The sequence below is a fragment of the Aquabacterium sp. A3 genome (assembly GCF_038069945.1).
Classification (GTDB): Bacteria; Pseudomonadota; Gammaproteobacteria; order Burkholderiales; family Burkholderiaceae_C; genus Aquabacterium.
Map to the genome: position 1 here is coordinate 491443 of NZ_JBBPEV010000001.1, position 24376 is coordinate 515818.

The 24376-nt window shown below is 62.8% G+C and carries 15 protein-coding genes and 5 tRNA genes; 6 read left to right on the forward strand and 14 right to left on the reverse strand.

The genetic code is table 11. The features are described from left to right. Window positions 1-299 precede the first annotated feature (299 nt). The 4 genes from WNB94_RS02140 to WNB94_RS02155 are packed head-to-tail and all read left to right on the forward strand — an operon-like array spanning window position 300 to window position 6027. Window positions 300-2195 (forward strand): O-linked N-acetylglucosamine transferase, SPINDLY family protein, encoded by a 1896-nt coding sequence (locus WNB94_RS02140; RefSeq protein ID WP_341388082.1) that lies wholly within the window; start codon window positions 300-302, stop codon window positions 2193-2195. A 3-nt stretch (window positions 2196-2198) separates the two neighbouring features. Next, a complete protein-coding gene (locus tag WNB94_RS02145) occupies window positions 2199-3317 on the forward strand; it encodes an O-fucosyltransferase family protein (protein ID WP_341388084.1) in 1119 nt (372 codons plus the stop codon). 5 nt (window positions 3318-3322) lie between these two features. After that, window positions 3323-5236: a glycosyltransferase family 4 protein gene (locus tag WNB94_RS02150; protein WP_341388086.1), complete on the forward strand. Its 1914-nt coding sequence runs from the start codon at window positions 3323-3325 to the stop codon at window positions 5234-5236. After that, entirely contained in the window at window positions 5233-6027 is a 795-nt protein-coding gene (locus WNB94_RS02155; protein ID WP_341388087.1) for a glycosyltransferase family 2 protein, read from the forward strand. The genes WNB94_RS02150 and WNB94_RS02155 overlap by 4 nt, the downstream gene beginning before the upstream one ends. A gap of 38 nt (window positions 6028-6065) precedes the next feature. Here the strand turns inward: WNB94_RS02155 and WNB94_RS02160 are convergent, their stop codons facing one another. The 4 genes from WNB94_RS02160 to WNB94_RS02175 form a co-directional block, all read right to left on the reverse strand. Further along, entirely contained in the window at window positions 6066-7433 is a 1368-nt protein-coding gene (locus tag WNB94_RS02160; RefSeq protein WP_341388089.1) for a TolC family protein, read from the reverse strand. A gap of 7 nt (window positions 7434-7440) precedes the next feature. Then, the gene (locus WNB94_RS02165) at window positions 7441-8664 is read right to left on the reverse strand and encodes an HlyD family type I secretion periplasmic adaptor subunit (RefSeq protein WP_341388090.1); all 1224 of its coding nucleotides are present in this window, start codon (window positions 8662-8664) and stop codon (window positions 7441-7443) included. A 9-nt stretch (window positions 8665-8673) separates the two neighbouring features. Further along, window positions 8674-10956 (reverse strand): type I secretion system permease/ATPase, encoded by a 2283-nt coding sequence (locus WNB94_RS02170; protein ID WP_341388092.1) that lies wholly within the window; start codon window positions 10954-10956, stop codon window positions 8674-8676. A gap of 143 nt (window positions 10957-11099) precedes the next feature. Next, window positions 11100-11175: transfer RNA gene (locus tag WNB94_RS02175), tRNA-Gly, on the reverse strand. A gap of 165 nt (window positions 11176-11340) precedes the next feature. Between WNB94_RS02175 and WNB94_RS02180 the strand changes: the two genes are divergently transcribed. Further along, window positions 11341-11432: transfer RNA gene (locus tag WNB94_RS02180), tRNA-Leu, on the forward strand. Here the strand turns inward: WNB94_RS02180 and WNB94_RS02185 are convergent. The 10 genes from WNB94_RS02185 to WNB94_RS02230 form a co-directional block, all read right to left on the reverse strand. After that, window positions 11433-12233 carry a class I SAM-dependent methyltransferase gene (locus WNB94_RS02185; RefSeq protein WP_341388094.1) on the reverse strand — a complete coding sequence of 267 codons (801 nt, stop codon included), beginning with the start codon at window positions 12231-12233 and terminating at the stop codon, window positions 11433-11435. Window positions 12234-12362: 129 nt separating this feature from the next. Next, window positions 12363-12436 (reverse strand) — tRNA-Cys (locus tag WNB94_RS02190). 110 nt (window positions 12437-12546) lie between these two features. Further along, window positions 12547-12622: transfer RNA gene (locus WNB94_RS02195), tRNA-Gly, on the reverse strand. A 100-nt stretch (window positions 12623-12722) separates the two neighbouring features. Further along, window positions 12723-15146: an endopeptidase La gene (gene lon / locus WNB94_RS02200; RefSeq protein ID WP_341388095.1), complete on the reverse strand. Its 2424-nt coding sequence runs from the start codon at window positions 15144-15146 to the stop codon at window positions 12723-12725. Between the two features lie 113 nt (window positions 15147-15259). Next, window positions 15260-16537, reverse strand: a complete 1278-nt coding sequence (clpX, locus tag WNB94_RS02205) for an ATP-dependent Clp protease ATP-binding subunit ClpX (RefSeq protein WP_341388096.1) — start codon at window positions 16535-16537, stop codon at window positions 15260-15262. Window positions 16538-16671: 134 nt separating this feature from the next. Continuing rightward, window positions 16672-17280 carry an ATP-dependent Clp endopeptidase proteolytic subunit ClpP gene (gene clpP / locus WNB94_RS02210; RefSeq protein WP_341388097.1) on the reverse strand — a complete coding sequence of 203 codons (609 nt, stop codon included), beginning with the start codon at window positions 17278-17280 and terminating at the stop codon, window positions 16672-16674. Window positions 17281-17513: 233 nt separating this feature from the next. After that, the gene (gene tig / locus WNB94_RS02215) at window positions 17514-18830 is read right to left on the reverse strand and encodes a trigger factor (protein WP_341388098.1); all 1317 of its coding nucleotides are present in this window, start codon (window positions 18828-18830) and stop codon (window positions 17514-17516) included. A 38-nt stretch (window positions 18831-18868) separates the two neighbouring features. After that, a tRNA-Leu gene (locus WNB94_RS02220) sits at window positions 18869-18955 on the reverse strand. Window positions 18956-19043: 88 nt separating this feature from the next. Beyond that, on the reverse strand, window positions 19044-22196 hold the full coding sequence (locus WNB94_RS02225) for an efflux RND transporter permease subunit (RefSeq protein ID WP_341389916.1): 3153 nt from the start codon (window positions 22194-22196) through the stop codon (window positions 19044-19046). 36 nt (window positions 22197-22232) lie between these two features. Continuing rightward, complete coding sequence (locus tag WNB94_RS02230) at window positions 22233-23366, reverse strand: efflux RND transporter periplasmic adaptor subunit (protein ID WP_341388099.1); 1134 nt, start codon at window positions 23364-23366, stop codon at window positions 22233-22235. Window positions 23367-23478: 112 nt separating this feature from the next. On the opposite strand from WNB94_RS02230, the gene WNB94_RS02235 reads away from it, so the two are divergent. After that, complete coding sequence (locus WNB94_RS02235; protein WP_341388100.1) at window positions 23479-24369, forward strand: phytoene/squalene synthase family protein; 891 nt, start codon at window positions 23479-23481, stop codon at window positions 24367-24369. Window positions 24370-24376 lie beyond the last annotated feature (7 nt).

The window sequence follows — 24376 nt, forward strand, 5'->3', positions numbered from 1 at the left end:
CGTACGAACAGATGACCTGCTGGCATCGCGGAATAAGCTGGGCCAATGCCGCGCTATCCCGTATGGCGATCTGTCAACTTCGACACTCCTGTCGGCTTATCGACGCCGTGGCGGGGCACTTGAGGCGAGATGAAAAAAACTTGGCCCCAAAAGTTCATGCCGAGGTGCAAAAAAGTGCACGAATCAAACGGGGCATCGGGGGCTTTTTCAGCGTTTCACGACGCGGGGGCCGTCACAAGATGTCGGAAGTACCTCCAGAACGCCTTCGCACCATGTCCGACACCGTGATCAGCCCGCGCATGAAAACCAATCCGGAACAGCCCGCCGCCCCGACCGATCTGGTGATGCAGGGCATTCAGCTGCAAAGCCAGGGGCAAGACGTTGCCGCCGAAGCCAAGTTCAGGCAAAAACTGGCGCTCACGCCGCTGGACCCGCTGGCGGTGTATTCCCTTTGCGTGATCCTCATGAAGCGAGGCGCCATTGACGAGGCGCTGGCCCTGTTGAATCCATGTGCGGCACAGAACCCCTCCTTTGCGCCGGTGTGGGTGGCCTACGGCTCGGCCCTTCAGGCCAAAGGAGACCGACACCGTGCCATCAGCGCGTATGAACACGCCCTGAGCATCAAACCCGACTACATCGAGGCGCTGATCAACAGCGGCGCCTTGCTGCGTGAAACGCACCAACACGCCAAGGCACTGGAGCGCTTCCAGAAAGCCTTGGAGATCAAGCCAGACCACCAAAACGCCATCGGCAACTGCGCCATCTTGCTGACCGAGTTCAAGCGCGCAGAAGAATCCATCGCGATGTTCCAGCGTCTGCTGAGCATCAATCCGGATTACGACTATGGCCTGGGCATGTTGTGCTACGAGCGCATGCACGTATGCGACTGGACCGATTTCGATGAAACACGTTCGCAGATCATGGCGGGCGTCAAAGCAGGGCACCGCACATGCAAGTCGCTGGGTTTCATGGCCTTGTCTGACGAGGCACAGGACCACCAGACCTGCGCACGCACGTTCGCGCAGCGATTTCCCGCCATGGACACGCCGTTGTGGCAAGGTCAGCGCTATCGCCACGACCGGATACGCATCGCCTACGTCTCGGCAGACTTGCGCGAGCACCCGGTTGGCCACCTCATGGCGGGCATCTTCGAGCATCACGATCGTGAGCGCTTCGAAACCGTCGCCATCTCGATCGGCATCAATGACCAGTCCCGTTTGCGTCACCGCATGGAAAACGCCTTCGAACACTTCATCGACGCCCGGGGCATGAACACACGCGACATCGCCCAGAAGATGCGAGACATGGAGGTCGACATCGCGATCGATCTGGGCGGCTACACCTCCGACTCGCGCTCGGACATTTTCGCGTGGCGACCTGCACCCGCCCAGGTGAACTACCTCGGCTACCCAGGCACCATGGGTCTGCCGTACATGGACTACATCATTGCCGACCGCCAGGTGATCCCGCCAGAACATCAGCAGTTTTATGACGAAAAGGTGGTGTACCTGCCTGACGCCTACCTGCCGACGGATGTCAGCATTCAAATTGCCGAAGACACGCCCAGCAGGGCCGCATGCGGACTGCCTGACGACGCCGTGGTGTTCTGCTCGTTCAACCACGACTACAAAATCGCACCCCATGTTTTTGCGGTGTGGATGAACATCCTCAAACAGGTGCCCCACAGCGTGTTGTGGCTCATGTCGCGCAACGACACTTCTCAGCGCAACCTGCGTCAACACGCACAGTCCCACGGTGTCGATCCAGAACGTCTGGTGTTTGCCAAGCGCGTGCCAAGGGTGGAAGACCACCTGGCCCGCTACCGTCAAGCCGACCTCTTCCTGGACACCCACCCCTACAACGCACACACCACGGCCGCCGACGCATTGATGGCCGGGCTGCCCGTGCTGACCTACATGGGCGAAGCGTTCCCTGCCCGGGTGGCCGGCAGCCTGTTGCACACCATCGGGCTGCCCGAGCTCATCACCCACAGCCTGGACGACTATCAACGCCGTGCGGTGGAACTGGCCCTGGACGCGAACCAGCGCCAAGCGCTGCGGGCCAAGCTGGCCCAGAACAAGCAGCACAGCCCGCTGTTCGACACTCGGCAGTTCTGCCGCCACCTCGAAGCCATTTACACCAGCATGTGGCGTCAGCAACAACTGGGTAGGCTGGGCGATCAACTGGGTGCTTGAGCCATGAGCATCAACAAGGCACAACATGCGCTGCTCAAGGGCAACCTGCAGCTGACCGATCTGATCACGCGCCAAATATTGATGCAAGAACCTGAGCACCCTCAGGCCCTGCAAGTGCGCAAGGCACTGGTCGCCGCGGTGGGTCAACCGCAGTGGCACGCGGACGACCAACACTTCTTGTTGATCAAGGCCTGGGGCTTCGGTTTCTGGTCAGATCTTGATCACGTGCTGGGCAGCCTGTTGCTGGCCGAGCTGACCGGGCGGACACCGGTGGTTCACTGGGGGCGCAACAGCCTGTTTCGCGACCCCGATACCCCCAACGCCTTCGAGCACTACTTTCAACCGGTATCGTCCACCACGCTGGCCAACCTGATGGCACCAGGCACCAGCTACTACCCCCCTAAGTGGAATGCGGGCAACCTGCACGTTGAGGAGCTCGACAAGTGGTCCGGCCCGGGTTCTCGGATGACGGGCCTGTACTTCCTGCGTCGGCCCGAGCATGTGGTGGTCTCGGACTTTCACATCAAAGTCAACGACCTCATGCCCTGGATTCCTGAAGGCTCCGAATGGCATGGCATGAGTCGCCAGGCCATCTACCGGCGGCTGGTCAGCCGATACATTCGGCTTCAACCTGCACGACAACAGGCGATCGACGCCGTGTGGCAGCGTCTGTTTGAAGGACATCAGTGGCTGGCCGTGCACGTCAGGGGTACCGACAAGGCACTGGAGCTCACGCAACTGAGCGAGGTCAACCGGGCCTACCACCGCTCCATCGACCGCATCCTGTCGGTCAACCCCGATCTGAAGATATTCCTGCTCACCGACAGCACCGAAACGGTCAGCGAATTTCAGGGCCTCTGGGGTGACCGGATCACCTGCCTGGATGCCCTGCGCGGACAGGGCCTGCAGGGCGTTCACTTATCAGGCCATCCCGGACTACTGATGGGCGAACAGGTCCTCACGGATGCGTTCCTGGCCGCGCGGTGTGACATGTTCCTGGGCAACGGCGCCTCCAACGTCTCTACCGGCATCCGACACCTCAAGGACTGGCCTGCCGGCAGCTTCTTCTTGCTGGGGGCCGACTTTCTCGACCAGCTCGACACCTCACTGCACGACTGGTGACACACATGAGTCAGAAACAGGCACTCAGGTTGGTGATCGATGGCGTGTTCTTCCAGATCGGGCGATCCGGTATCGCGCGCGTATGGCAAAAGATCTTCGAGCACTGGATCCGAACGGGCTTCAGCGAGCACGTGGTGGTGCTGGACCGGGCCGGCACCCTGCCCAGGATGCCGGGCCTGATCACGATGTCGCTGCCTGGGTTTGACTATGCCCACCAGGCGCGTGATCGACTACTGCTGCAACAAGCCTGTGATGCGGCGGGCGCCACCGTGTTCATGTCCACCTATTACACGATGCCGGTGTACACCCCGTCGTTGATGATGGTGCACGACATGATTCCAGAAGTGCTGCAATGGAATCTTGACGAGCCCATGTGGCGCCAAAAGCAGGAGGCCCTGCAATACGCCAGCGGCTACCTGGCGGTGTCACACAACACGGCCTCCGATCTGCAAAGCCATCTGGCCGGCTGCCTGAACCGAACGAACCCGGACATTCAGGTGGCCAGAGCAGGTTGCGACTTCCGCCCTGCCCCACTGGAGCACGTCGAAGAGCTGCGGCATCGTCTTGGACTGGAGCGCCCCTACTTCATGTTGTCGGGCACCCGCACCGACTACAAGAACGCCGCCCTGTTCTTCGAGGCGTTTGCCAACCTGGGAGACGAACGCGCCAAGCTGAGCGTGCTGTGCACCGGAGGGGGCGACATCGATCCCGCCTTCATCCAGTTGGCCGGGCCGGCAGAGGTGCGCGGCACCATCTTGAACGATTACGACATGATGGCCGCCTACAGCGGCGCCTTGGCACTGGTCTACCCGTCTCGGTACGAGGGCTTTGGCCTGCCGGTGCTGGAGGCGATGGCCTGTGGCGCACCGGTGATTTGCTCCAATGCGGCCTCCTTGCCTGAAGTCGGTGGGCCAGCGCCCCTGTACATCGACCTCGAAGACCAGGCCATTGAGCAGTTGACCGAACAGCTGCGCGCCGTTCAGCACGCCCAGGTTCGCGAAGAACGCATCGCACTGGGGTTGATCCAGGCTGCCAGCTTCTCATGGGCCAGCATGGCTGAACATGTCATGCGCCGCGCCCAACACCTCCACGACGAACTGCACCCGGATGCCGCCACCCAACAGCGTGGGCACCTCACCCGGGTGGGGCGTTTTGCTCAGTGGCTGCCTCGCACGCACGACATCGAATCGGCACGGCGAGAGCACCCGCTCTTCACGGGCATGTGGCGCCACCTTGCACGCAGCTTGCCAGCGCACAGCGAAGTCTGGGACCTGGAAGCCGGGCATGGCGAGTTGTTGGCCCTGATCAGCTCCGAACGGTCAGACATTCACCTCACATGCCACGAGCTGGATGCACGGGCCATGTCCTTCCTGGACATCAACCTTCATCGGATGGCGCACGAGTTGCAGCAAGCCCCCGTGGTGCTGTCGCGCCACCAGGTACTGGACCCTGCCCTGACGCTGCGTGATCGGTCGCCCACACCGGCGGGCTGTACCTGGCTGCGTGTGTGCGGAGAATCAGGTGCCCTGGAGTTTGAGCTCACTGCAGCATGGCTGCAGGCGCTGCAGCCAGACATTGTTCAAACCGCCTACCGCGGTGGCGCCGCCAGCGCGCCGCAGCGTGCCGTGATTTCGCAGCTGCCCGAGTGGCACATGGCGCAGCATTGGGTGTTCGACAACTACGGCAACCTCATGCTGCAGACCGCATCGATCGAGGCCGTGCTGGCCTTGTGCGACTACCTGGACCGGCAGGCCAACGGCCACGCCAGCCGCAGCATCTACCAACTGGACATCCTGTCGTGCCGGGACGCGGCCTGCGCGGTGTGCCATCAGGCCGCCACGCAGCACCTGTCGCGCGAACACGTCCTCGTCCCAGAATCGAGCTCACACGTCGATCTGACAGAAAGACTGGCTGCATGAAAACACCCTACTTCACCATCATCATGCCCACGCACCGGCGCGCTGCGCTCTTGCGACGCTCACTGGGCAGTCTGCGATCCAACGACTTCAAAGACTTCCAGATCATCCTGGTGGCCGATGAGACGGACGCAGCCACCATGCAGGTGGCGGCCGAGTTGCTGGGCGATGACGATCTGTTCATCAAACGCAGTGGACCCAAAGGCCCCGCCGGCAGCCGCAACCTTGGCATGGACCTGGCTCAAGGTCAGCGCATCATCTTTCTGGACGACGACGACGCGTTTCTGCCTCACTACCTGGGGCAGATGCACACGCTGTGCGAGCGCCATCCCCATGAGATCTTGTACGGCGACTTTCGCGTCATCGAGGAAGACCGCGAACAACCCCAGGCTCCAGCGCTGTCCGTTCAAGACTACAGCGTCGAAGGAATGAATCCGGAGACCATCTATGTCAAGAACTTCATACACAACCACACGGCCGTGTTTCCCCGGCACATGCTGCAGGGCAAACGGCAGGACGTGTACCTGTCGAGCCTGGAGGACTGGGACTTCCTGCTGTCGGTGAAGCACGAGTTTCCGGTGCGCCACTGCCCGGTACTGGGTGCAGTGATCTACAAGGATCGCGTCAACCCCGGCAATCGGCGCAGCACCACGCAACAAGCCAAAGATGCCACCGTCATTTCGGATTACCTCAGCATCTACAAGAAGTGGCGCGCCCCGACCGAAGCACTGAAGCTGGAGCGTCAAAAGTTGCTCACCAGCGTGGGCTTCACGCCGCCACTGGAATGGCTCTGATCCGTGCGTGACGACAGGGCGCCAACCGGCGCCCTGGTTCATTGGGGCCGCAACCAGCCCAGCACACCACCACCCAGCGACCGCATCTGCGAATTGGCCAGGTAGCCGTCATACAGCGCATTGACGTAGGCCACCCGAAGGTTGAAGTGATCGCTTTCAGAAGACATCACATCGAACAGCGAGCGGCGACCCAGTTGGGCCCATTGTTGAAACGTGGCCTGGCGCACCCTGTCGCTTTCGCGAAGCACGTCCACCAGGCGCCGTGCACGGTCGAAGGCCGACGTGGCAGCCTCATGCAGCTCGCCCACCCGGGCCACCCTCATATTGGTGAACTCTTCATACTGAAAGCGCGCAGCCTCTGCCCGACGCACCGCGGCCAGTGACGCCGACTCGGTGGCGCCGCCGTCAAACAGGTTGTAGCTCAAGGAGACGCCGGCCTGCACACTGGCTGCCTTGTCTTCGCCGCGCCAACTGCCCGAGCCGGTGACCACCCAGTTCAGCTGTGGCCGCTGCGCTGCCGAGGTCACCGCCGCCAGATGCTCGCTGGCCTGAACCTGCGCCCGAAAGGACTGGAAGTCGTAGCCTTGATCCAGCTTGCGCAACACCTCGCCCGAATCCAGGATCTTCACCAAGGCGCCAGCGATTCCGTCTCCGGCCGCGGCTTCTGCCCCGACATAGCGGCTCAGGCGCGCCTCCAGCTGGCGAGACAAAGACAGCGCCGTGTCGCGCGCCAACTCGGCCTGCGACAAGCTCTTGCGAGCCTGGTTGAGCTCACTGGCTCGGCCGCGATCTTCAGAAACGATGTCCTCCAGCATGCCCACCAGGCAGGCCATCTTGCGCACATGCTGCTGAAACACCTGCCCTTGCATGCGGTAGCGATTGCGTTCCAGCGCCGTGCTGATGGTCTCCAGCAGCACCTGCTCTTGCGCTTGAAACAGGCCCGCACGTGCGGCCTTGCTCAACTGCTGGCGCCACAAGGCGAGCTGCTGCTGACGTCCGCCGTCATACAACACGCCCATGACGTTCACGCCCCCCTGGGCCTGCAAGGCCTGATCGCGGGGGCTGCCGGTTTCACGCCAGACGGTGGGCCCCACCGTGGCGTTCACATAAGCCTGTGGGCGCGCACGGGCGATGACCTCCTGCAGGTCCAGCTCGGCGGCCTCGGCCAACAGCCGTTGCGCGCCCACCTGGGCGCTGCGGCGCAAAGCGGCATCGGCCAGGCCTTGCAATTGCTCTGCAGGTGGCCGCTGATCGATGGCGCGCAGTGGCGCATCAGCATCCTGCCCGGACTGGATGATGTCGCGCAGCCCCTTTTTCAAAGGAATGGGACAACCGGCTTGCGCATGCGCCGACACCATGCCCACGGCCAGCCCCAGCGTCACGAGCAGCCGCCCTGCCTTACTCATCAAGCACTCAACGCTCACGGAACGCCTCCTTGGAGCGAAGCACGGGTTTGAGCAGAAACTGCAGGACGGAGCGCTCGCCCGTGCGGATTTCCACGCGCGCCGTCATGCCGGGGATCACGTCGAGCGCTTTTCCCCTGGCTTCGATCCTAGGCTGCTCGGAACGAATCAAAACCCGGTAATAAGTCCGGTCTGGGGCCCCACTTTTGGGATCATCACCCAGGGCATCCGGTGATATGTACTCCACGGTGCCCTTCAGGCCACCGTAGGTGTAGTAGTCAAACGCGGTGAGCTTGACCTCAGCCGGCAAGCCCACCTTCACGAAGCCGATGTCAGCGGGTTTCACCCTGGCCTCCACCAGCACCTTGGGCGTCACGGGCACGATCTCCATGATCGTGGCACCGGCGGGCACCACCCCCCCCACCGTGGCCAGGCGAATGTCCTTGACCATGCCGCGCACTGGTGAATGAATGACCGTGCGCTTGAGCACATCCTGCTTGACCACCATCTGCTCGTCAAGCTGCGCCAGCTCGTTGCGCACCTTCACAGCCTCCAGGCTCGCCTCCTGCCGAAATCGGTTGACGCGATCCTGGATCTGCAACTCGAAGTCGTTGGCCTGGCGGCGCAAGCGCATCACCTCCACCTCGGACATCAATCCCCGGGCTGCCATTCGTTGCGCCATCTCGAGCTCTCGGCGGATCAGGGCCAGGCTTCGGCGGTTGACCTCGATGGCCTCGTCCAGGGCCTGCCGCCGGGTCATGAACGCTTCGCGCTCACCCGCGATGATCTGCGTTTGCTCGTCGAGCGCTGCATCGAACTCCAGCGGCTGTCCGCTGGATTCGGCCGACAGCCGGGCCAAGGCGCCCAGCAGCGCCAGGCGGCGTGCCTCGCCTTCGTTTTGCTGAGCTTCCACGCGGGTGGGGTCGAGTTGCAGCAAAGGCTGCCCGATTTGAACCAGATCGCCCTCGCGCACCAGGATCTGACTCAGGATGCCCCCCTCCAGACTGGCGATCGCCTGCTCGCGCCCGTCCGGAATGATGCGTCCTTCTGCCCGGGTGATTTCGTCAACGCGCGCCAGTCCGGCCCACACCAGCCCCACCACCACCACCGCGCACATCAGGTAAAGCGCCCAGGTGCCTCGGGGGGTGCGCTCCACCAGTTCTGCATCCTTGAGGCCGGTCAGAAACTCCTGATCACCGGGGTGCAACACCCCATCGCGCGAACGCCAGCGCATTGCCACGGATCAGCCCCCTGCCGCCATGGCCACAGGCTCAGGCTCGCGAGACTCCGGCGTTGGCACGGGCCGCACCGGCGAGGGCTTGGCCGCCTGACCCGCCAACGCTGCCAGCACCTGGGCCTTGGGGCCATCCGCCAGGATGCGCCCGCCGTCCACCACGATCACCCGGTCAACCACGTCCAGCATCGCGGGCCGGTGGGTGACCACCACCAAGGTTCGATCACCCACGGCCGACTTGAGGTGGCGAATGAAACTGGTTTCGGCCTGCGCATCCATGGAGCTGGTGGGCTCATCGAGCAACAGCACCTGAGGCTTGGTGACCAGACACCTCGCCAGGGCCACCAGTTGACGCTGTCCACCCGACAACAAGAACCCGGACTCTCCCACGGGCATGTCGTAGCCCATCGGATGGGCCGCCGCGATGCGCTCAAGCCCCGTGAGCTTGGCCACGTCCAGGAAGATGTCCATGTCGGCATGCGCACGCCCCAGGAACACGTTTTCCTTGAGCGTGCCTTGAAACAGCCTGGGATCCTGGGAAACAAAGCCCACCTTGGCCCGGAAGTCTGCAGGCTCGATCTGCCGAAGATCGATGCCATCGACCTCGACAAAGCCATCGCTGGGCTGGTACAGCCCCGCCATGAGACGCAAAATGGTGGACTTGCCACTGCCGATGCGTCCCAGCAGGGCCACCCGCTCGCCCGGCTGGATGTCGATGCTCACGCCCTTGAGCACCGTGGGGGCGTGCTGACGCGATCCCTGCGGATAAGCAAAACGCACGTCGTGCAGGCCGATCTGCCCACGCAAGGACGGCCTGGGCAGGTACTGCCTGGACGGGTCACGCTCCAGCGGCAGGGCCATCATCTGATTCAGAGAGATCAAGGCCGCCTTGGCCGCCTGGTACCTGGAACCCAGGTTGACGATGCTGCCCAGGGGCCCCACCGCCCGCATGCCCAGCATGACCGATGCGATCAAGGCACCCGCCGTGAGCTGACCATCGTTGATGAGGTGCACCCCCCACACGAGCATGATCACCGTGATGAGTTGCTGCGCCACCATGGCGAAGTTGTTGATCCAGCTGGCCAGTGATCGCGCCCGCAAGGCAGACACCGCCGCCGCCGCATTGGCTTCTTCGTAGCGTTGGGTGAAGTGCCCTTGCGCTCCGGCCGCACGCACGTCCTCGATGCCTTCAACGGCCTCGATCAAGGTGCCATGCAGATCCGCCTGCAGGTGCATGTTGTTGCTCATGTGCCGCCGCAAGACACTCTGGATGCCCCAGGTCATGGCCAACAAGACAGGCACGGCCACCAGCAGCACCAGCACCATCGGCCCGCCCACCAGCCAGATCACGACGATGAACAGCAACACGAACGGCACATCGGTCAAGGCCGCAATGGAGGCGGAGGCCGAGAAATCACGCACCACTTCGATTTGCTGCAATCGATGTGCAAAGGCCCCCGCCGACTCGGGCCGATGCTCCAGCCGGATGTTGAGCGCATGCTGAAACAGCATGGAGGCCAGTTTGAGGTCTGCTTTCTTGCCCGCCGTGTCCAGCAAATGGCTGCGCATCTGACGCGCCGTCAAGTCGAACACGATGGCCAGCAAGGCCCCCGCCGCCAAGGACCACAGGGTGACAAAGGCCTGATTGGGAATGACGCGGTCGTACACCACCGAGGTGAACAAACTGGTTGCGATCATCATCACATTGCTGAGCATGGCCGCCAGCATCGCCGAGCGGTAATACGGCAGGAACCGACGCAAGGTGCTCCACAGCCAGTGCTGGCCGCTGTCCGGCGCCTCCTGACGGCCCTGACGGGCGCCCGGCTTGACCGCGGCAATCAAGGCGTAGCCCGAGTACTCGGCCAGCAACTCCTCTTCGGTCGCTGAGCACACCTCGTTGCCACCGGCGCCTGGCATCAACACCTCATAGCGGACCGGCTCGCGCCGCCCCTTGCCAGGCACGCGACGCAAGACGATGCACGCATCACCATTGCGCAACAGCAACACCACCGGCATCAACAGGCTCAGGATCTTGCCCGGCGGCCGCTTGACCAGCGACGCACTGAATCCGGCCTGGCGCAGCACGGTCAAGGCCTGCGGTGGCGTCAGGACGCCATCGACCGAAACCCCCTCCAGCAGCGCATGTTCCGAGCGTTCCAGGCCGTGGTGACGGCACAACCAGGACACCGCTTCCAGCAGCGGATCGACGCCGTCGCGCGCGGCCACGGGCGACGCACCTGGATCAGGTGCGACAGACTCGTCTGGCAGTTGCGGTTCGATGGGAGATTCCACGGTGTACGGCGTTCCATGTCGACGTACAACGGATCCTAGGGAAGACCATGCGCCCCCACCGCGCTCAAAAGCGGCCGGATTGGGGTGCAATTCAAGGAGCCACAAAGCAAAAGAGCAGCTCGGTGAGCTGCTCTTCTTGAATGTGGAGCGGGATAAGAGGCTCGAACTCTCGACCTATACCTTGGCAAGGTATCGCTCTACCAACTGAGCTAATCCCGCAGGGGGTTCACTGGTTTGTTTTCACTGTTGGTGCAGTGATCAGCGAAGACCTGAACTATACAACAATTTTCCGGGCTTACGCAAGCCAGGCCAGGCGCTGCACAAAAAACACACCGCTGTTGCGCAAAGGTCACCTCGCGCCAGGCACGTACACTTCAGACCCAGGCCCCGGTGGTGAAACCGGTAGACACAGCGGACTTAAACTCCGCCGCTTCCAGAAATGGGGCGTGCCGGTTCGATTCCGGCCCGGGGCACCATCAGCTCAGTTGGTACAAGGTGGTGCGAATCACCCCACCGGTTTCAGGCACCTCACACAGGCGCTGCTCTTGTACTGGCCGCAGATCAAAGGGGGCATGGGTCAACACCACCCCGCTGTCGATCCCGTGGCGGATGTTGCGCCCAGCCGGCTTGTCCAGGTTGGGCACAAACGGCTCGTGTGCGGGCAAATGTTCGGTCAGCACCAGGTAACGGTAGGTCTGCTGGATTTTGTGCAGTGCTGCGGCAATCTGCGCATTGGAGAGGTGCTGGAACACCTGGCGCACGAACACCACCTCGGCGGGCGGCAACTCATCCGCGCTGAGGTCCAGCACCCGGAAATCCACATCCAGGTGGGCGTGCGCCTGACGGTGGTGCGCAATCAGTGCCGGCACGATGTCGCACGCGGTGTAACGCGCGCAGGCCGGGCGTATCTGAGCGCCCACCCTGAAGTCACCACAGCCGAGGTCCACCACGTCTGGCCGACGCCCCAAACGCTCCAGAAAGGCCGTCACGGCCTGCACATAAGGGGTGACGACCGCAGCATCGCGTGAGCCCGTGCCCGAATAAAACCGGTCGTGAGGGTCTGCGCTGCGGCCCCAATGGCCCTCTTCGTAAATCTTGCTGAACACCTCCTGGGTGTTCATGCCTTTGAACGTGAGCCATTCCTGAAAGCTGTGCCAATCCTGCGCGGACCTTCCCTGGGCCCGAGCCGCCAGCGCCTCCACGTTGGGCGCCAATTCAGGGTGCCTGGACAACACATGGTTGACCATCTCCAGCACGGTGCGTTCGATCTGCTGCATGCAAGGCCCTTCCAGGGATGAAACGCATGCAGTGTGCCGCTGCGCCCTGAAGCACAAATGAGCGAGATGAGGCACAAATCAGCCGCATCAGAAAAAAACCCCGTCCCAGCAGAACTGGAACGGGGTGTCTGGAGGCGCGGGCCGGAGTCGAACCGACCTACACGGATTTGCAATCCGGTGCATAACCGCTTTGCTACCGCGCCAAAAACCGATGCGTATCTGACAACTGTCCAGGCGCTGTTGTACCTGAACTGGCGAGCCTTTGCAGGCCACCTGGAAAAAAGGGAAGCTTTGAAGGGCTTCCCTTTGAATTTGGAGCGGGATAAGAGGCTCGAACTCTCGACCTATACCTTGGCAAGGTATCGCTCTACCAACTGAGCTAATCCCGCAGGGGTTTCACTGACTTGTGTTCACTGTTGGTGCAGTGATCAGCGAAGACCTGAACTATACAACATTTTTGATGTGTCGCTCAAGCCTTCGCTGGGTGTGTCAGTGTTTCAACACCTCGTTGCTAACAGCCGACGCGGCTTCCTTGGTCTCGGGCTTGGCTTCGACCTTGGTTTCCTCGTCAGGCAGCGGAGAAGGCTGCGACTCCAGCGCCACTTCCAGCACCTTGTCGATCCACTTCACGGGCACGATCTCGATCGAGCTCTTCACGTTCTCGGGGATCTCGGCCAGGTCCTTGACGTTCTCCTCAGGGATCAGCACCGTCTTGATGCCACCGCGGTGAGCAGCCAACAACTTTTCCTTCAAGCCCCCGATGGCCGTGACCTCGCCACGCAGTGTGATCTCACCCGTCATGGCCACGTCCGCACGCACGGGGATGCCGGTGAGGGCCGACACGAAAGCCGTCGTCATCGCGATGCCGGCAGACGGTCCGTCCTTGGGCGTGGCGCCATCCGGCACGTGGATGTGGATGTCGCGCTTCTCGAACAGGTCATCGGTGATGCCCAGGCGGCGGGCGCGTGAACGCACCACCGAGCGGGCGGCCTCGACCGACTCCTTCATCACGTCGCCCAGCTGACCGGTGCGGATGATGTTGCCCTTGCCCGGCATGATCGCGGCCTCGATGGTGAGCAGATCGCCCCCCACTTCGGTCCATGCCAAGCCCACCACCTGACCCACCTGGTTGTCCTTGGTGGCCTCGCCGTAGCTGTACTTGCGCACACCCAGGAAGTCATGCAGGTTCTCGTCGGTGACGACCACCTTCTCGGTGAACTGCTTGAGCGCAAAGCCCTTGATCACCTTGCGGCAGATCTTGGAGACCTCGCGTTCCAGCGAGCGCACGCCGGCCTCGCGGGTGTAGTAGCGGATGATGCCGCGGATGGCGCTTTCAGCGACTTCCAGCTCACCGTCCTTCACACCGTTGTTCTTGATCTGCTTGGGCAGCAGGTAGGTTTGAACGATGTGCACCTTCTCGTCTTCGGTGTAGCCGGCCAGGCGAATCACTTCCATCCGGTCCAGCAGTGCCGGCGGGATGTTCAGCGAGTTCGAGGTGGCCACGAACATCACATCGGACAGGTCGAAGTCGACCTCGATGTAGTGGTCACCGAAGGTGTGGTTCTGCTCGGGGTCGAGCACCTCCAGCAGCGCCGATGAGGGGTCGCCCCGGAAGTCCATGCCCAGCTTGTCGATCTCGTCGAGCAGGAACAGCGGGTTGCGCACGCCGACCTTGGACAGGCTTTGCAGCACCTTGCCCGGCATGGAGCCGATGTAGGTGCGGCGGTGACCACGGATCTCGGCCTCGTCGCGCACGCCGCCCAGAGCCATGCGCACGAACTTGCGGCCGGTGGCACGGGCGATGGACTGGCCCAGCGAGGTCTTGCCCACGCCAGGGGGGCCAACCAGGCACAGGATGGGCGCCTTGACCTTGTCCACGCGCTGTTGCACAGCAAGATACTCAAGGATGCGTTCCTTGACCTTGTCCAGGCCGTAGTGCTCTTCATTGAGCACCGACTCGGCCAGGGTCAGGTCGTGCTTGACCTTGGACTTCTTGCTCCAGGGCAAGTTCACCAGCGTGTCGATGTAGTTGCGCACCACCGTGGCCTCGGCCGACATCGGTGACATCAACTTGAGCTTCTTGAACTCGGCTTCAACCTTTTTGCGAGCCTCTTTGGGCATGCGGGCGGCTTCGATCTTCTTGGCGATTTCTTCCAGATCGGCGCCTTCTTCGCCCTCACCCAGCTCTTTCTGGATGGCCTTGACCTGCTCGTTGAGGTAGTACTCGCGCTGGGATTTCTCCATCTGGCGCTTGACGCGGCCACGGATGCGCTTTTCCACCTGCAGGATGTCGACCTCGTGCTCCAGCTGCTCCAGCAGACGCTCCAGGCGCTTGCTGACCGAGAACAGGTCCAGCACGGCCTGTTTGTTCTCCAGCTTCAGCGGCAGGTGCGCGGCGATGGTGTCAGCCAGGCGACCTGCGTCATCGATCGCAGCGATCGAGGTGAGGATCTCGGGGGGAATCTTCTTGTTGAGCTTGACGTATTGGTCAAACTGCTGAGTGACGGCTCGGCGCAGGGCCTCAACCTCGGGCGAGGGCTCGCCTTCCGGCTGCACGGGCTCGACCACAGCGGTGAAGAACTCACCCTCATCGCTGATCGAGACGGTGTTGGCGCGCTGCACCCCCTCCACCAGCACCTTCACGGTGCCGTCAGGGAGCTTCAGCATCTGCAGGATGCTGGACACGCAACCGATCTCGAACATGTCTTCCGCCGTCGGCTCGTCCTTGCCGGCGGCTTTCTGGGCCACCAGCATGATCTGCCTGCCGGCTTCCATCGCAGACTCGAGGGCCTTGATGGACTTGGGGCGCCCCACGAACAAGGGGATCACCATGTGGGGGAAGACCACGACGTCACGCAAAGGCAGCAGCGGCAGCGTGATGGGATCAGAGGGAAGAATGGGATGTCCTGACATGATGGCTCACTTTCTCTGATGCCTACTTGGGGCCTTGTCCACGAATCACAAGGGTGGCCAGGCATCTGGCGCAACGATGCGCGCCAGACTCACCCTAGCGCCACTGACATGCGTCAGGCGCTGGCTTTCGCTTGCTCCCGGTACACGAGCAGGGGTTGAGCGTTTTCTTCGATGGTGGACTCGTCCACCACCACCTTCTGCACACCTTCCTTGGCGGGCAATTCGAACATGGTGTCCAGCAAGGCCTGTTCCAGGATGGACCGCAGGCCACGGGCACCGGTCTTGCGCGCCAGCGCCTTGCGGGCGATGGCCGACAACGCGGCCGGCCGGATCTCCAGCTCGACCCCATCCATCTGCAGCAATTGCTGGTACTGCTTGATCAGGGCGTTCTTGGGCTCGGTCAGGATGCGCACCATGGCGTCTTCCGTCAATTCACCCAAGGTGGCCACCACCGGCATCCGGCCGATCAGTTCGGGAATCAGACCGAACTTGATGATGTCTTCGGGTTCGACTTCGCGGAAGACCTCACCCACCTTGCGTTCTTCCTTGCTCTGCACTTCGGCACCGAAGCCAATGCCCGATTTGACCGAGCGACTCTGGATGACCTTCTCCAGGCCGTCAAACGCACCACCGCAGATGAACAGGATGTTGGTCGTGTCGATCTGCAGGAAATCCTGGTTCGGGTGCTTGCGGCCACCTTGCGGGGGCACCGAGGCCATCGTGCCTTCGATGAGCTTGAGCAGGGCTTGCTGCACACCCTCACCCGACACGTCACGCGTGATGGAGGGGTTGTCGGACTTGCGCGAGATCTTGTCGATTTCGTCGATGTAGACGATGCCACGCTGGGCCTTGTCCACCTCGTAGTTGCAGTTTTGCAGCAGCTTCTGGATGATGTTCTCGACGTCTTCACCCACGTAACCGGCTTCGGTCAAGGTGGTGGCGTCGGCGATCACGAAAGGCACATTGAGCAGGCGCGCCAGGGTTTGCGCCAGCAAGGTCTTGCCCGAACCCGTGGGCCCGATCAGCAAGATGTTGCTCTTGGAGAGCTCGATGTCGGGCTTTTTGCCCTCGCCCGAGCCCATGTGCTTGAGCCGCTTGTAATGGTTGTACACCGCCACCGACAGCGTGCGCTTGGCCGCGTCCTGCCCGATCACATACTGATCCAGGGTGGTCTTGATTTCGGACGGCGTGGGCAAATCGCTCTTGGCGGGGCGCGATTGCTCGGCTTCTGCAGCCACCTCGTCACGGATGATGTCGTTGCACAACTCGATGCATTCATCGCAGATGAACACAGACGGGCCGGCGATCAGCTTCTTGACCTCGTGCTGGCTCTTCCCGCAGAAGGAGCAGTACAGGATTTTTTCGCTGGAGGAGCCTTTTTTCTCTGGCATGGTGCGGCCTGTCAAGGAAGCGGCGGGTGAAAAAGATGATAAGTCAATTGAGCGAGGGCTGGTCTGGGTGAACTGGACCCGGGTGCTGGGGCATTTCCCCAGTCATCCGGTCAAACCCTCGCCTGCCATCCGCTTCATTGGCGCTTTTCGAGCACCTTGTCGATCAGACCGTAGTCTGCAGCCTCGGCCGCAGACATGTAGTAATCGCGCTCGGTGTCGGCCTGGATCTTCTCGAGCGTTTGCCCCGAGCGATCGGCCAGAATCTTGTTCAATTGCTCGCGGGTTTTGAGGATTTCGCGGGCGTGGATTTCGATGTCGGTGGCCTGGCCTTGTGTACCACCCAGGGGCTGGTGGATCATGATCTTGCTGTTGGGCAAGGCAAACCGCTTGCCTTTGGCGCCCGCGGCCAGCAAAAACGCGCCCATGGACGCGGCCATGCCCATGCACAGGGTAGACACGTCAGGCTTGATGAACTGCATGGTGTCGAAAATCGACATGCCTGCGCTCACCGATCCACCGGGCGAGTTGATGTAGAAGGAAATGTCCTTGTCAGGATTTTCGCTTTCCAGGAACAACAGCTGCGCCACCACGAGGTTGGCCGACTGATCATTGACCGGACCCACCAGAAACACCACGCGCTCGCGCAGCAGGCGGCTGTAGATGTCGTAGGCGCGCTCGCCACGGCCGGATTGCTCGATCACCATGGGCACCATGCCCAGGTTCTGAATGTCCAGTGCGCTCATGTGCTTCCTCGGAAAGGTTGACCCGCACCACTGCAGCGGGCATAAGACAGTTCGATTCATTATGACGTGCACAACGCACGCTCCGATGCGAGGAAAAGACGCCTGCCCTCGCCTGTCGTCAAAGCGTTGCGCCACGGCAGCGAAACGTTGTCACAAAACAAAAAGCACCTGCCTCCACTCGGGATTGCAGGTGCCATCAGACACCCCAAGGGGTGTCTTCGCCACGGGCGTGATCAGCCTTGCTGGCCCATCAGCTCTTCAAAGCTCAGCGACTTGTCGGTCACCTTGGCCTTGGACAGAACAAAATCAGCCACATTGGCCTCGATCACCACGGCCTCGACCTCGGCCATGCGCTGACGGTCGCTCATGTACCAGGCCACCACTTGCGCGGGCTGCTCGTAGCTCTGCGCCAGCTCCTGGATGTGGGCTTGCAGCTGCTCGGGCTTGGCTTGCAGGTTGTTGGCCTTGACCAGCTCGGCCACGGTCAGACCCAGGCGCACGCGGCGCTCGGCCTGAGGGTGGAACATTTCAGCAGGAATCGGCGCCTTGTCGGCGTCGGCCATGCCACGGGCCTTCAGATCGGCGCGGGCCTGTTCCACCAGGCGATCGGCTTCAGCCGCCACCAGCGACTGCGGCAGATCGAAAGACACCACCTTCAGCAGGCCTTCCATCACGGCAGCCTTGTTGCGGGCGGCCACGCGGAACTTGACCTCGCGCTCCAGGTTTTTCTTGATGTCGGCGCGCAGGCTGTCCAGCGAGCCATCGGCCAGGCCCAGGCCCTTGATGAAGTCTTCAGTGACTTCAGGCAGTTGCTGAGCTTCAACCTTCTTGACGGTGACGAGGAAATCGGCTTCCTTGCCGGCCACATCCTTGCCGTGGTAGTCGTCCGGGAACTTCAGCGGGAAGGTCTTGGACTCGCCGGTCTTCATGCCGCGCACGGCCTTCTCGAAGGCTTCGAGCATCTGGCCTTCGCCCACCAGGAACTGGAAGCCTTCAGCCTTGCCGCCTTCGAAGGCGACGCCGTCGATCTTGCCTTCGAAGTCGATGGTGACGCGGTCACCATCCTGAGCGCCTTCATCAGCTGCGCGCTGATTGAAGGTGCGGCGCTGCTTGCGCAGGATTTCGACCGTGCGGTCAATGGCCGCGTCGTCGATGTCTGCCGCCACACGTTCGATGTCCAGGCTGGCCAGATCGCCAACGGTCACTTCGGGGTACACCTCGAATGTGGCGTCGAACTGCAGCACGCCTTCCACCGGGCCGCCTTCTTTTTCAGCGATGCGGGGTTGACCGGCCACGCGCAGTTGCGCTTCTTGAGCGGCCTGGGCAAAGGCTTCGCCCAGCTTGTCGTTGACGACTTCGTACTGCACGGACATGCCGTAGCGCTGTGCCACGATGTTCATCGGCACCTTGCCCTGACGGAAACCGTCGGCTTTGGTGGTGCGGGCCAACTTTTTCAGTCGGGCATCGACTTCGTTCTTGAGGACGTCGACTGCCAGCGACAGCGTGATGCGGCGCTCCAGCTTGTCGAGGGTCTCCACGGTGATCGCCATGATGTGAACTCTCAGATTGGATTGAACAGAAAACAGTCTGGTGCGCGGGGGGGGACTCGAACCCCCACACCATCGCTGGCGTCAGGACCTAAACCTGGTGCGTCTACCAATTTCGCCACCCGCGCACTGACCAGGAGTGCCCGGGCCAGGCCCGGACAGGCAATTCGTACAGAACCCATGATTGTAAGGGCAAGAACTGCCCCCATCAGCGACTCAGTCCGGACGCTTCACCCTGAACCACGCCGCGTACATGGCCGGCAGGGCCAGCAGCGTGAGGGCGGTGGCGGCCATCAGCCCCCCCATGATGGCCACGGCCATGGGGCCCCAGAACACGCTTCGGCTCAGCGGAATCATGGCCAGCACAGCGGCCGCCGCCGTCAGCACGATGGGGCGGAACCGGCGGACGGCAGCGTCCACCACAGCCTGCCAGTCCGGGACTCCGCGCGCACGGTCGCTCTCGATCTGGTCGATCAGGATGACGGAGTTGCGGATGATCATGCCCGTCAAGGCGATCACGCCCAGCATGGCCACGAAGCCGAACGGCCGGTTGAGCAGCAGCAAGGCGGCAGCGACCCCGACGATGCCCATGGGCCCCGTGAGAAACACCAGCATGGCCCGAGAGAAGCTTTGCAGCTGCAGCATCAGCAGGGTGAAGATGATGAACAGCATCACCGGCACATTGGCAAAGATGGACCCTTGGCCCTTGGAGCTTTCTTCGGCCGTGCCGCCCAGCTCGACACGGTACCCCGGCGGCATCTCGGCTTGCAGGGCTTGCAGGCGGGGCCACAGGGCCAGGCTGACGGTGGGGCCCTGAACGCCATCGCGCACATCGGCCTGCACCGTGATGGCGAACTCACGCCCCTCGCGCCACAGCACGCCGGGCTCCCACACCAGTTGGGGCTTGGCCACCTGGCTGACCGGGATCATGCGGCCGCTGGCCGTGGGCACATAAGCGCTGGCCAGGTCTTCAAGGGTTTCTCGCTCGGACAATGGGGCCGTCAACACGATGTCAATGAGGCGATCGTCTTCCCGGTACTGCGCCACCACATTGCCGGTGTTGCGAACCCGGCTGGATTGCGCGATGGACTGCGTGCTGACGCCCAGCGCGCGCGCCTTGTCCTGGTCCACCACCAGACGAACGGCCCTGATGGACTGGTTCCAGTTGTCGTTCACGCCATACAGGTCCGGATGCTCGCGCAGCAGGTTCTTCGCCTGTTCGGCATAAGCCCGCAGGACCTGGATGTCAGGCCCCACGATCCTGAACTGCACGGGATAGGGCACAGGAGGACCGTTGGGCAGCAGACGCACCCGCCCACGGGCTTCGGGGAACTCGGCAGCCAGGACTTCGGGCAAGCGGCGCCGCAGGGCCTCGCGTTGGGTGAGGTCGTCGGGCAGCACCACCACCTGAGCGATGTTGCTTTGCGGGAAGATCTGGTCCATGGGCAGGTAGAACCGAGGCAGGCCTGAGCCAATCCAGCTGCTGACCGTCTTCACCCCCGCCTCTTTCATCATGCGGGCCTCGAACCGCTTGGCAACCTCTTCCGTGGCATGGATGCTGGAGCCCTCCGGCATCCACAGGTCAACGATCAACTCCGGACGGCTGGAGTCGGGAAAGAACTGCTGCTGCACCTTGCCCATGCCCATGACACCCAGCACCAGGGCCAGCATGGTGATGCCAATCGTGATCCACCGGTGGGTGACGCACCACGTCACCAGGGCGCGAAACCGGTTGTAGAACGGCGTGTCGTACAGGTCGTGGTGGCCGGCGCCGTCAGCCACCTTGGGACGGACCTTGAGCAAGCGCAGCCCCAGGTACGGCACAAAGTAAACCGACACGAACCACGAGATGATCAGCGCCGCGGCGGTCACGGCAAAGATGGCAAAGGTGTATTCACCCACCGCCGAGTTGGCCATGCCGATGGGCAAAAAGCCCGCCGCGGTGATCAGCGTGCCGGTGAGCATGGGCATGGCCGTGATCTCGTACGCGGCGATCGCTGCGCGAAACTTGTCGTAGCCCTCTTCCAGCTTGTGAACCATCATCTCCACAGCAATGATGGCGTCATCCACCAGCAAGCCCAACGCGATGATCAAGGCGCCCAACGAGATCTTGTGCAAGCCCACGTGCCAGAAGTACATCACCAGGAAGGTGACCGACAACACCAGGGGAATGGAAATGGCCACCACCAGGCCCGGCCAGATGTCCAGGCGCAGCGGCTTGGTGTGCAGCCCCAGGCTGAGAAAGCTGACCACCAGCACGACCACCACGGCCTCGATCAGCACCTTCACGAATTCGCCCACCGAGGCCGACACGGCCGCCGGCTGGTTTTGAATCTGCGAGAGTTCGATGCCCACGGGCAGTTGGTGACGCAAACGCTCTGTGGTGGCTTGCAGGGCTTTGCCCAGCGCGATGATGTCGCCGCCCTTGGCCATCGACACGCCCAGCGCAATGACCTGCTGCCCTTGGTGGCGCACCTTGGGCGCTGGCGGCTCCTGGTAGGCGCGCCGTATCACAGCCACATCGCCGAGCTTCAGGTTGCGGCCTTCACCCGTGCGCTGGTCCACCGCACGGATGGGCAGTTGCTTGAGGTCATCCACCGACCTGAGGGCGCCATCCACGCGCACCGGCACACTGATCTTGTCGCTGGTGTGCGTGCCACCACTTTCAATGACGTTCTGGGCATTGAGCTGCGCCACGATGCTGGCACCGCTGACGCCCAGTTGAGCCAGCTTCAGCGCCGGCAGCTCAATGTAGATCTTCTCGGGCTGTACACCGAACATCTCGACCTTGGCCACACCGCGCACCCGCAGCAGCTCGGAGCGCACATCGTCAGCGAAGCGCCTGAGCTCTTCCTGCGAGAAGCCGTCGGCAGACAGCGCGTAGATCGAGCCGTAGACGTCGCCGAACTCGTCATTGAAGAAGGGGCCTGCCACGCCTTGGGGCAAGGTGTGGCGCATGTCGCCAATTTTCTTGCGCGCCTGATACCAGAGGTTGGGAATCTCGGCCGGAGGCGATGAGTCCTTGACCAACAGCAGGGTGTAGGACTCACCCGGTTTGGTGTAGGACTGGATTTTGTCGGCGTAAGGCACCTGCTGCAGCGTGCGCTCGATCTTGTCAGTGACCTGCTCGGCCATTTCCTGGGCTGTGGCCCCTGGCAGAAACGCACTGACCACCATGATGCGGAATGCAAAAGGGGGATCTTCGTCTTGTCCAAGCTGGAAGTAAGCGGCGGCGCCCAGCAACATCAGCACCACCATGAGGTAGCGCGTGAGGGCTGGATGCTCCAGGGCCCATCGGGACACATTGAAACGGCCGCCGCGGTCGGACGGCTGCGAGGCGCCAGACGGCGCTCCCTCGTGGTCGGGCATGCTCATGCGGTGCTCGGATTCTGTCGATGACCGGGATCAGGGTTGAGAGGCGGCGGAAGCCGGTGCCTGTGGCGCCACCGTGGGGTCATAGCGCCTGACCTTCTGCCCTGGCTGCAGCACGTGCGCCCCTGCAGTGACGATTTCCTGACCAGGCTTGAGACCCTGCGCCACCAGCACGATGTTGCCCAGCACGTCGCCCAGCACCACCGGCACCGGCTGCACCGTCATCGCCGATGGATTGAGCAGCCAGACCACCGAGCGCCCCCCCTGCTCGGCCACGGCGTGCAAGGGCACGTGCAGGCCGGTGGCCACCCGGGCAGGCGCCTGGATGCGCACGGTGGCCGTTTGCCCCAGGGCAAAAGGGGCCTTGCCCAGATCAGCCTTGATCTGGAACGTGCGCGCCAGAGGATCGGCCGACGATGCCACCTCCCGAACCACCACGGGCAGCCACTCTGAGGTGCCCCAACGTCGCACACTCACCACCCCCGACTTGCCCAGCAAAGCGCGCGCGGCGTCCACCAGATCTTCAGGCACGGAGAACACCACGTCACGTGGACCGTCATGGGCCAGGGTGATCACCGGCATGCCAGCGCTGACGACCTGACCGGGCTCGACCATCGCGGCCGTCACCACACCGGCGGCGGTGGCCATCAAACGGGCATACCGGGCTTGGTTGGACTGAACGCCGGACTGCGCCCGAGCCTGGTCGAGTTGCGCGCGCGCTGCACGCGCTGCCGTCACGTAGGTGTCCAATTGGGCTTCGCTGATGAACCCCTGCTGCTGCAGTTCGGTGAAGCGCTTGAGGTTGGCCTCGGCCTGACTGGCCTGGGCCTGGGCCGCCGCCAGGGCCGCCATGGCCGCTTGAGCACCCAACTTCAGATCGGACGGGTCCAGTTCGGCCAACACCTGCCCCGGTTTGACCACATCGCCCACGTTGACCAGCCGGCGCACCACTTTGCCGGGCACCTGAAAGCCCATCTGGGACTCCACACGCGCCCTCACCTCGCCTGAGTACTCGCGTTCGCTGGAGCCCCCCACATCGTTGACGATCATCGTGCGAACGGCGCGAACCGGCTGCGGTGTCTCTGCAGGCTTGCCACAGGCGGACAACAACACGACGAAGGCCAGGCTCAGGGACAACAAAGCCCTGTGAGAAGGTGAAATGATCATGAGATGAACTGGAACAGGTCAATAACTGACCGAGCGGTCAGTAATGTAGGCAAAGCCATCCAGCGCTGTCAATGCAATGTGTTGCGACAATGGCGCCCTGAACTCACACACCATGTCCACATCTGCCCCCGACCCCACGCCAGGCGATGATCTGGCCCCGCCTCTGCGCACCGGAACCAGTCTGCACTATGCCTTGCAACTGGTTCCCCCACGTCGACGACCCCTCATCCATGCGGCCTTGCAGGTGTGGCTCACCATGGCGCGCATTCCGCTGAACATGAGCGACCCGGGCATCGCCGAGGCCAAACTGCTTTGGTGGCAACAAGAATGGCAGCGTGCAGCGGAGGGCCAAGCCCCTCAGCACCCGCTGATGCAGGTGCTGGTGCGCGAGCTTCAGGGCACGTCGCAACCCTGGCCGGATGCCGCCATGTGGAAATCCCAGTTCGCAGGCTGGACACAACTGGCCCACCAGAACCGGTGGCTCGACCAAAGCACGCTGGATCAGCATGTGGATGCCACCACGGGTCAGGCTGCACGCCTGTGGGCCCGCCTGTGTGGGGCCACCTCAGCCGAAGCGCTGGAGGCGGCTCATCAACTGGGTGTCGGGATCCGGCGGGCCCACCTGCTGGCCCGGCTGGGGCAGGACGCCCGCGCAGGCTGGGTGATGATCGGCATCGACCTGCTGCAACGGCACGATGTGAAGGCGCACCAACTCAGCCGCCCCGGCACGGTCGCACCCGAAGGCTGGCCGGGGTTGTTGCAAAGCCTGACGACGTCTGCGCAGGATGCGCTGGCCGCCGGGTGGCGCCAGGCTCAGCAACTGCCTCCCGCGCAGCGCCACCACTTGCTGCCGCTGCTGGCCCTGGCGCGGTGCGCCCACGCGCTGGCCACCGAGGTCGGGCATGGCGGCGACACCATCTTGCACCAGCGCATGGTGCTCACGCCGCTGCGCAAGGCCTGGCTGACCTGGCAAACCAGGTGGGGACTGGGCGGACTGGCATGAATGAGCC

Bases quoted from the DNA above. Each gene is read 5' to 3' on its own strand.
- WNB94_RS02165 (WP_341388090.1), bottom strand. From the start codon at position 8,664: ATGCGCTGGCGTTCGCGCGATGGGGTGTTGCACCCCGGTGATCAGGAG.
- WNB94_RS02160 (WP_341388089.1), bottom strand. From the start codon at position 7,433: ATGAGTAAGGCAGGGCGGCTGCTCGTGACGCTGGGGCTGGCCGTGGGC.
- WNB94_RS02145 (WP_341388084.1), top strand. From the start codon at position 2,199: ATGAGCATCAACAAGGCACAACATGCGCTGCTCAAGGGCAACCTGCAG.
- WNB94_RS02230 (WP_341388099.1), bottom strand. From the start codon at position 23,366: ATGATCATTTCACCTTCTCACAGGGCTTTGTTGTCCCTGAGCCTGGCC.
- WNB94_RS02155 (WP_341388087.1), top strand. From the start codon at position 5,233: ATGAAAACACCCTACTTCACCATCATCATGCCCACGCACCGGCGCGCT.
- WNB94_RS02185 (WP_341388094.1), bottom strand. From the start codon at position 12,233: ATGCAGCAGATCGAACGCACCGTGCTGGAGATGGTCAACCATGTGTTG.
- lon (WP_341388095.1), bottom strand. From the start codon at position 15,146: ATGTCAGGACATCCCATTCTTCCCTCTGATCCCATCACGCTGCCGCTG.
- WNB94_RS02140 (WP_341388082.1), top strand. From the start codon at position 300: ATGAAAACCAATCCGGAACAGCCCGCCGCCCCGACCGATCTGGTGATG.
- WNB94_RS02150 (WP_341388086.1), top strand. From the start codon at position 3,323: ATGAGTCAGAAACAGGCACTCAGGTTGGTGATCGATGGCGTGTTCTTC.
- clpP (WP_341388097.1), bottom strand. From the start codon at position 17,280: ATGAGCGCACTGGACATTCAGAACCTGGGCATGGTGCCCATGGTGATC.
- tig (WP_341388098.1), bottom strand. From the start codon at position 18,830: ATGGCGATCACCGTGGAGACCCTCGACAAGCTGGAGCGCCGCATCACG.
- clpX (WP_341388096.1), bottom strand. From the start codon at position 16,537: ATGCCAGAGAAAAAAGGCTCCTCCAGCGAAAAAATCCTGTACTGCTCC.
- WNB94_RS02225 (WP_341389916.1), bottom strand. From the start codon at position 22,196: ATGCCCGACCACGAGGGAGCGCCGTCTGGCGCCTCGCAGCCGTCCGAC.
- WNB94_RS02235 (WP_341388100.1), top strand. From the start codon at position 23,479: ATGTCCACATCTGCCCCCGACCCCACGCCAGGCGATGATCTGGCCCCG.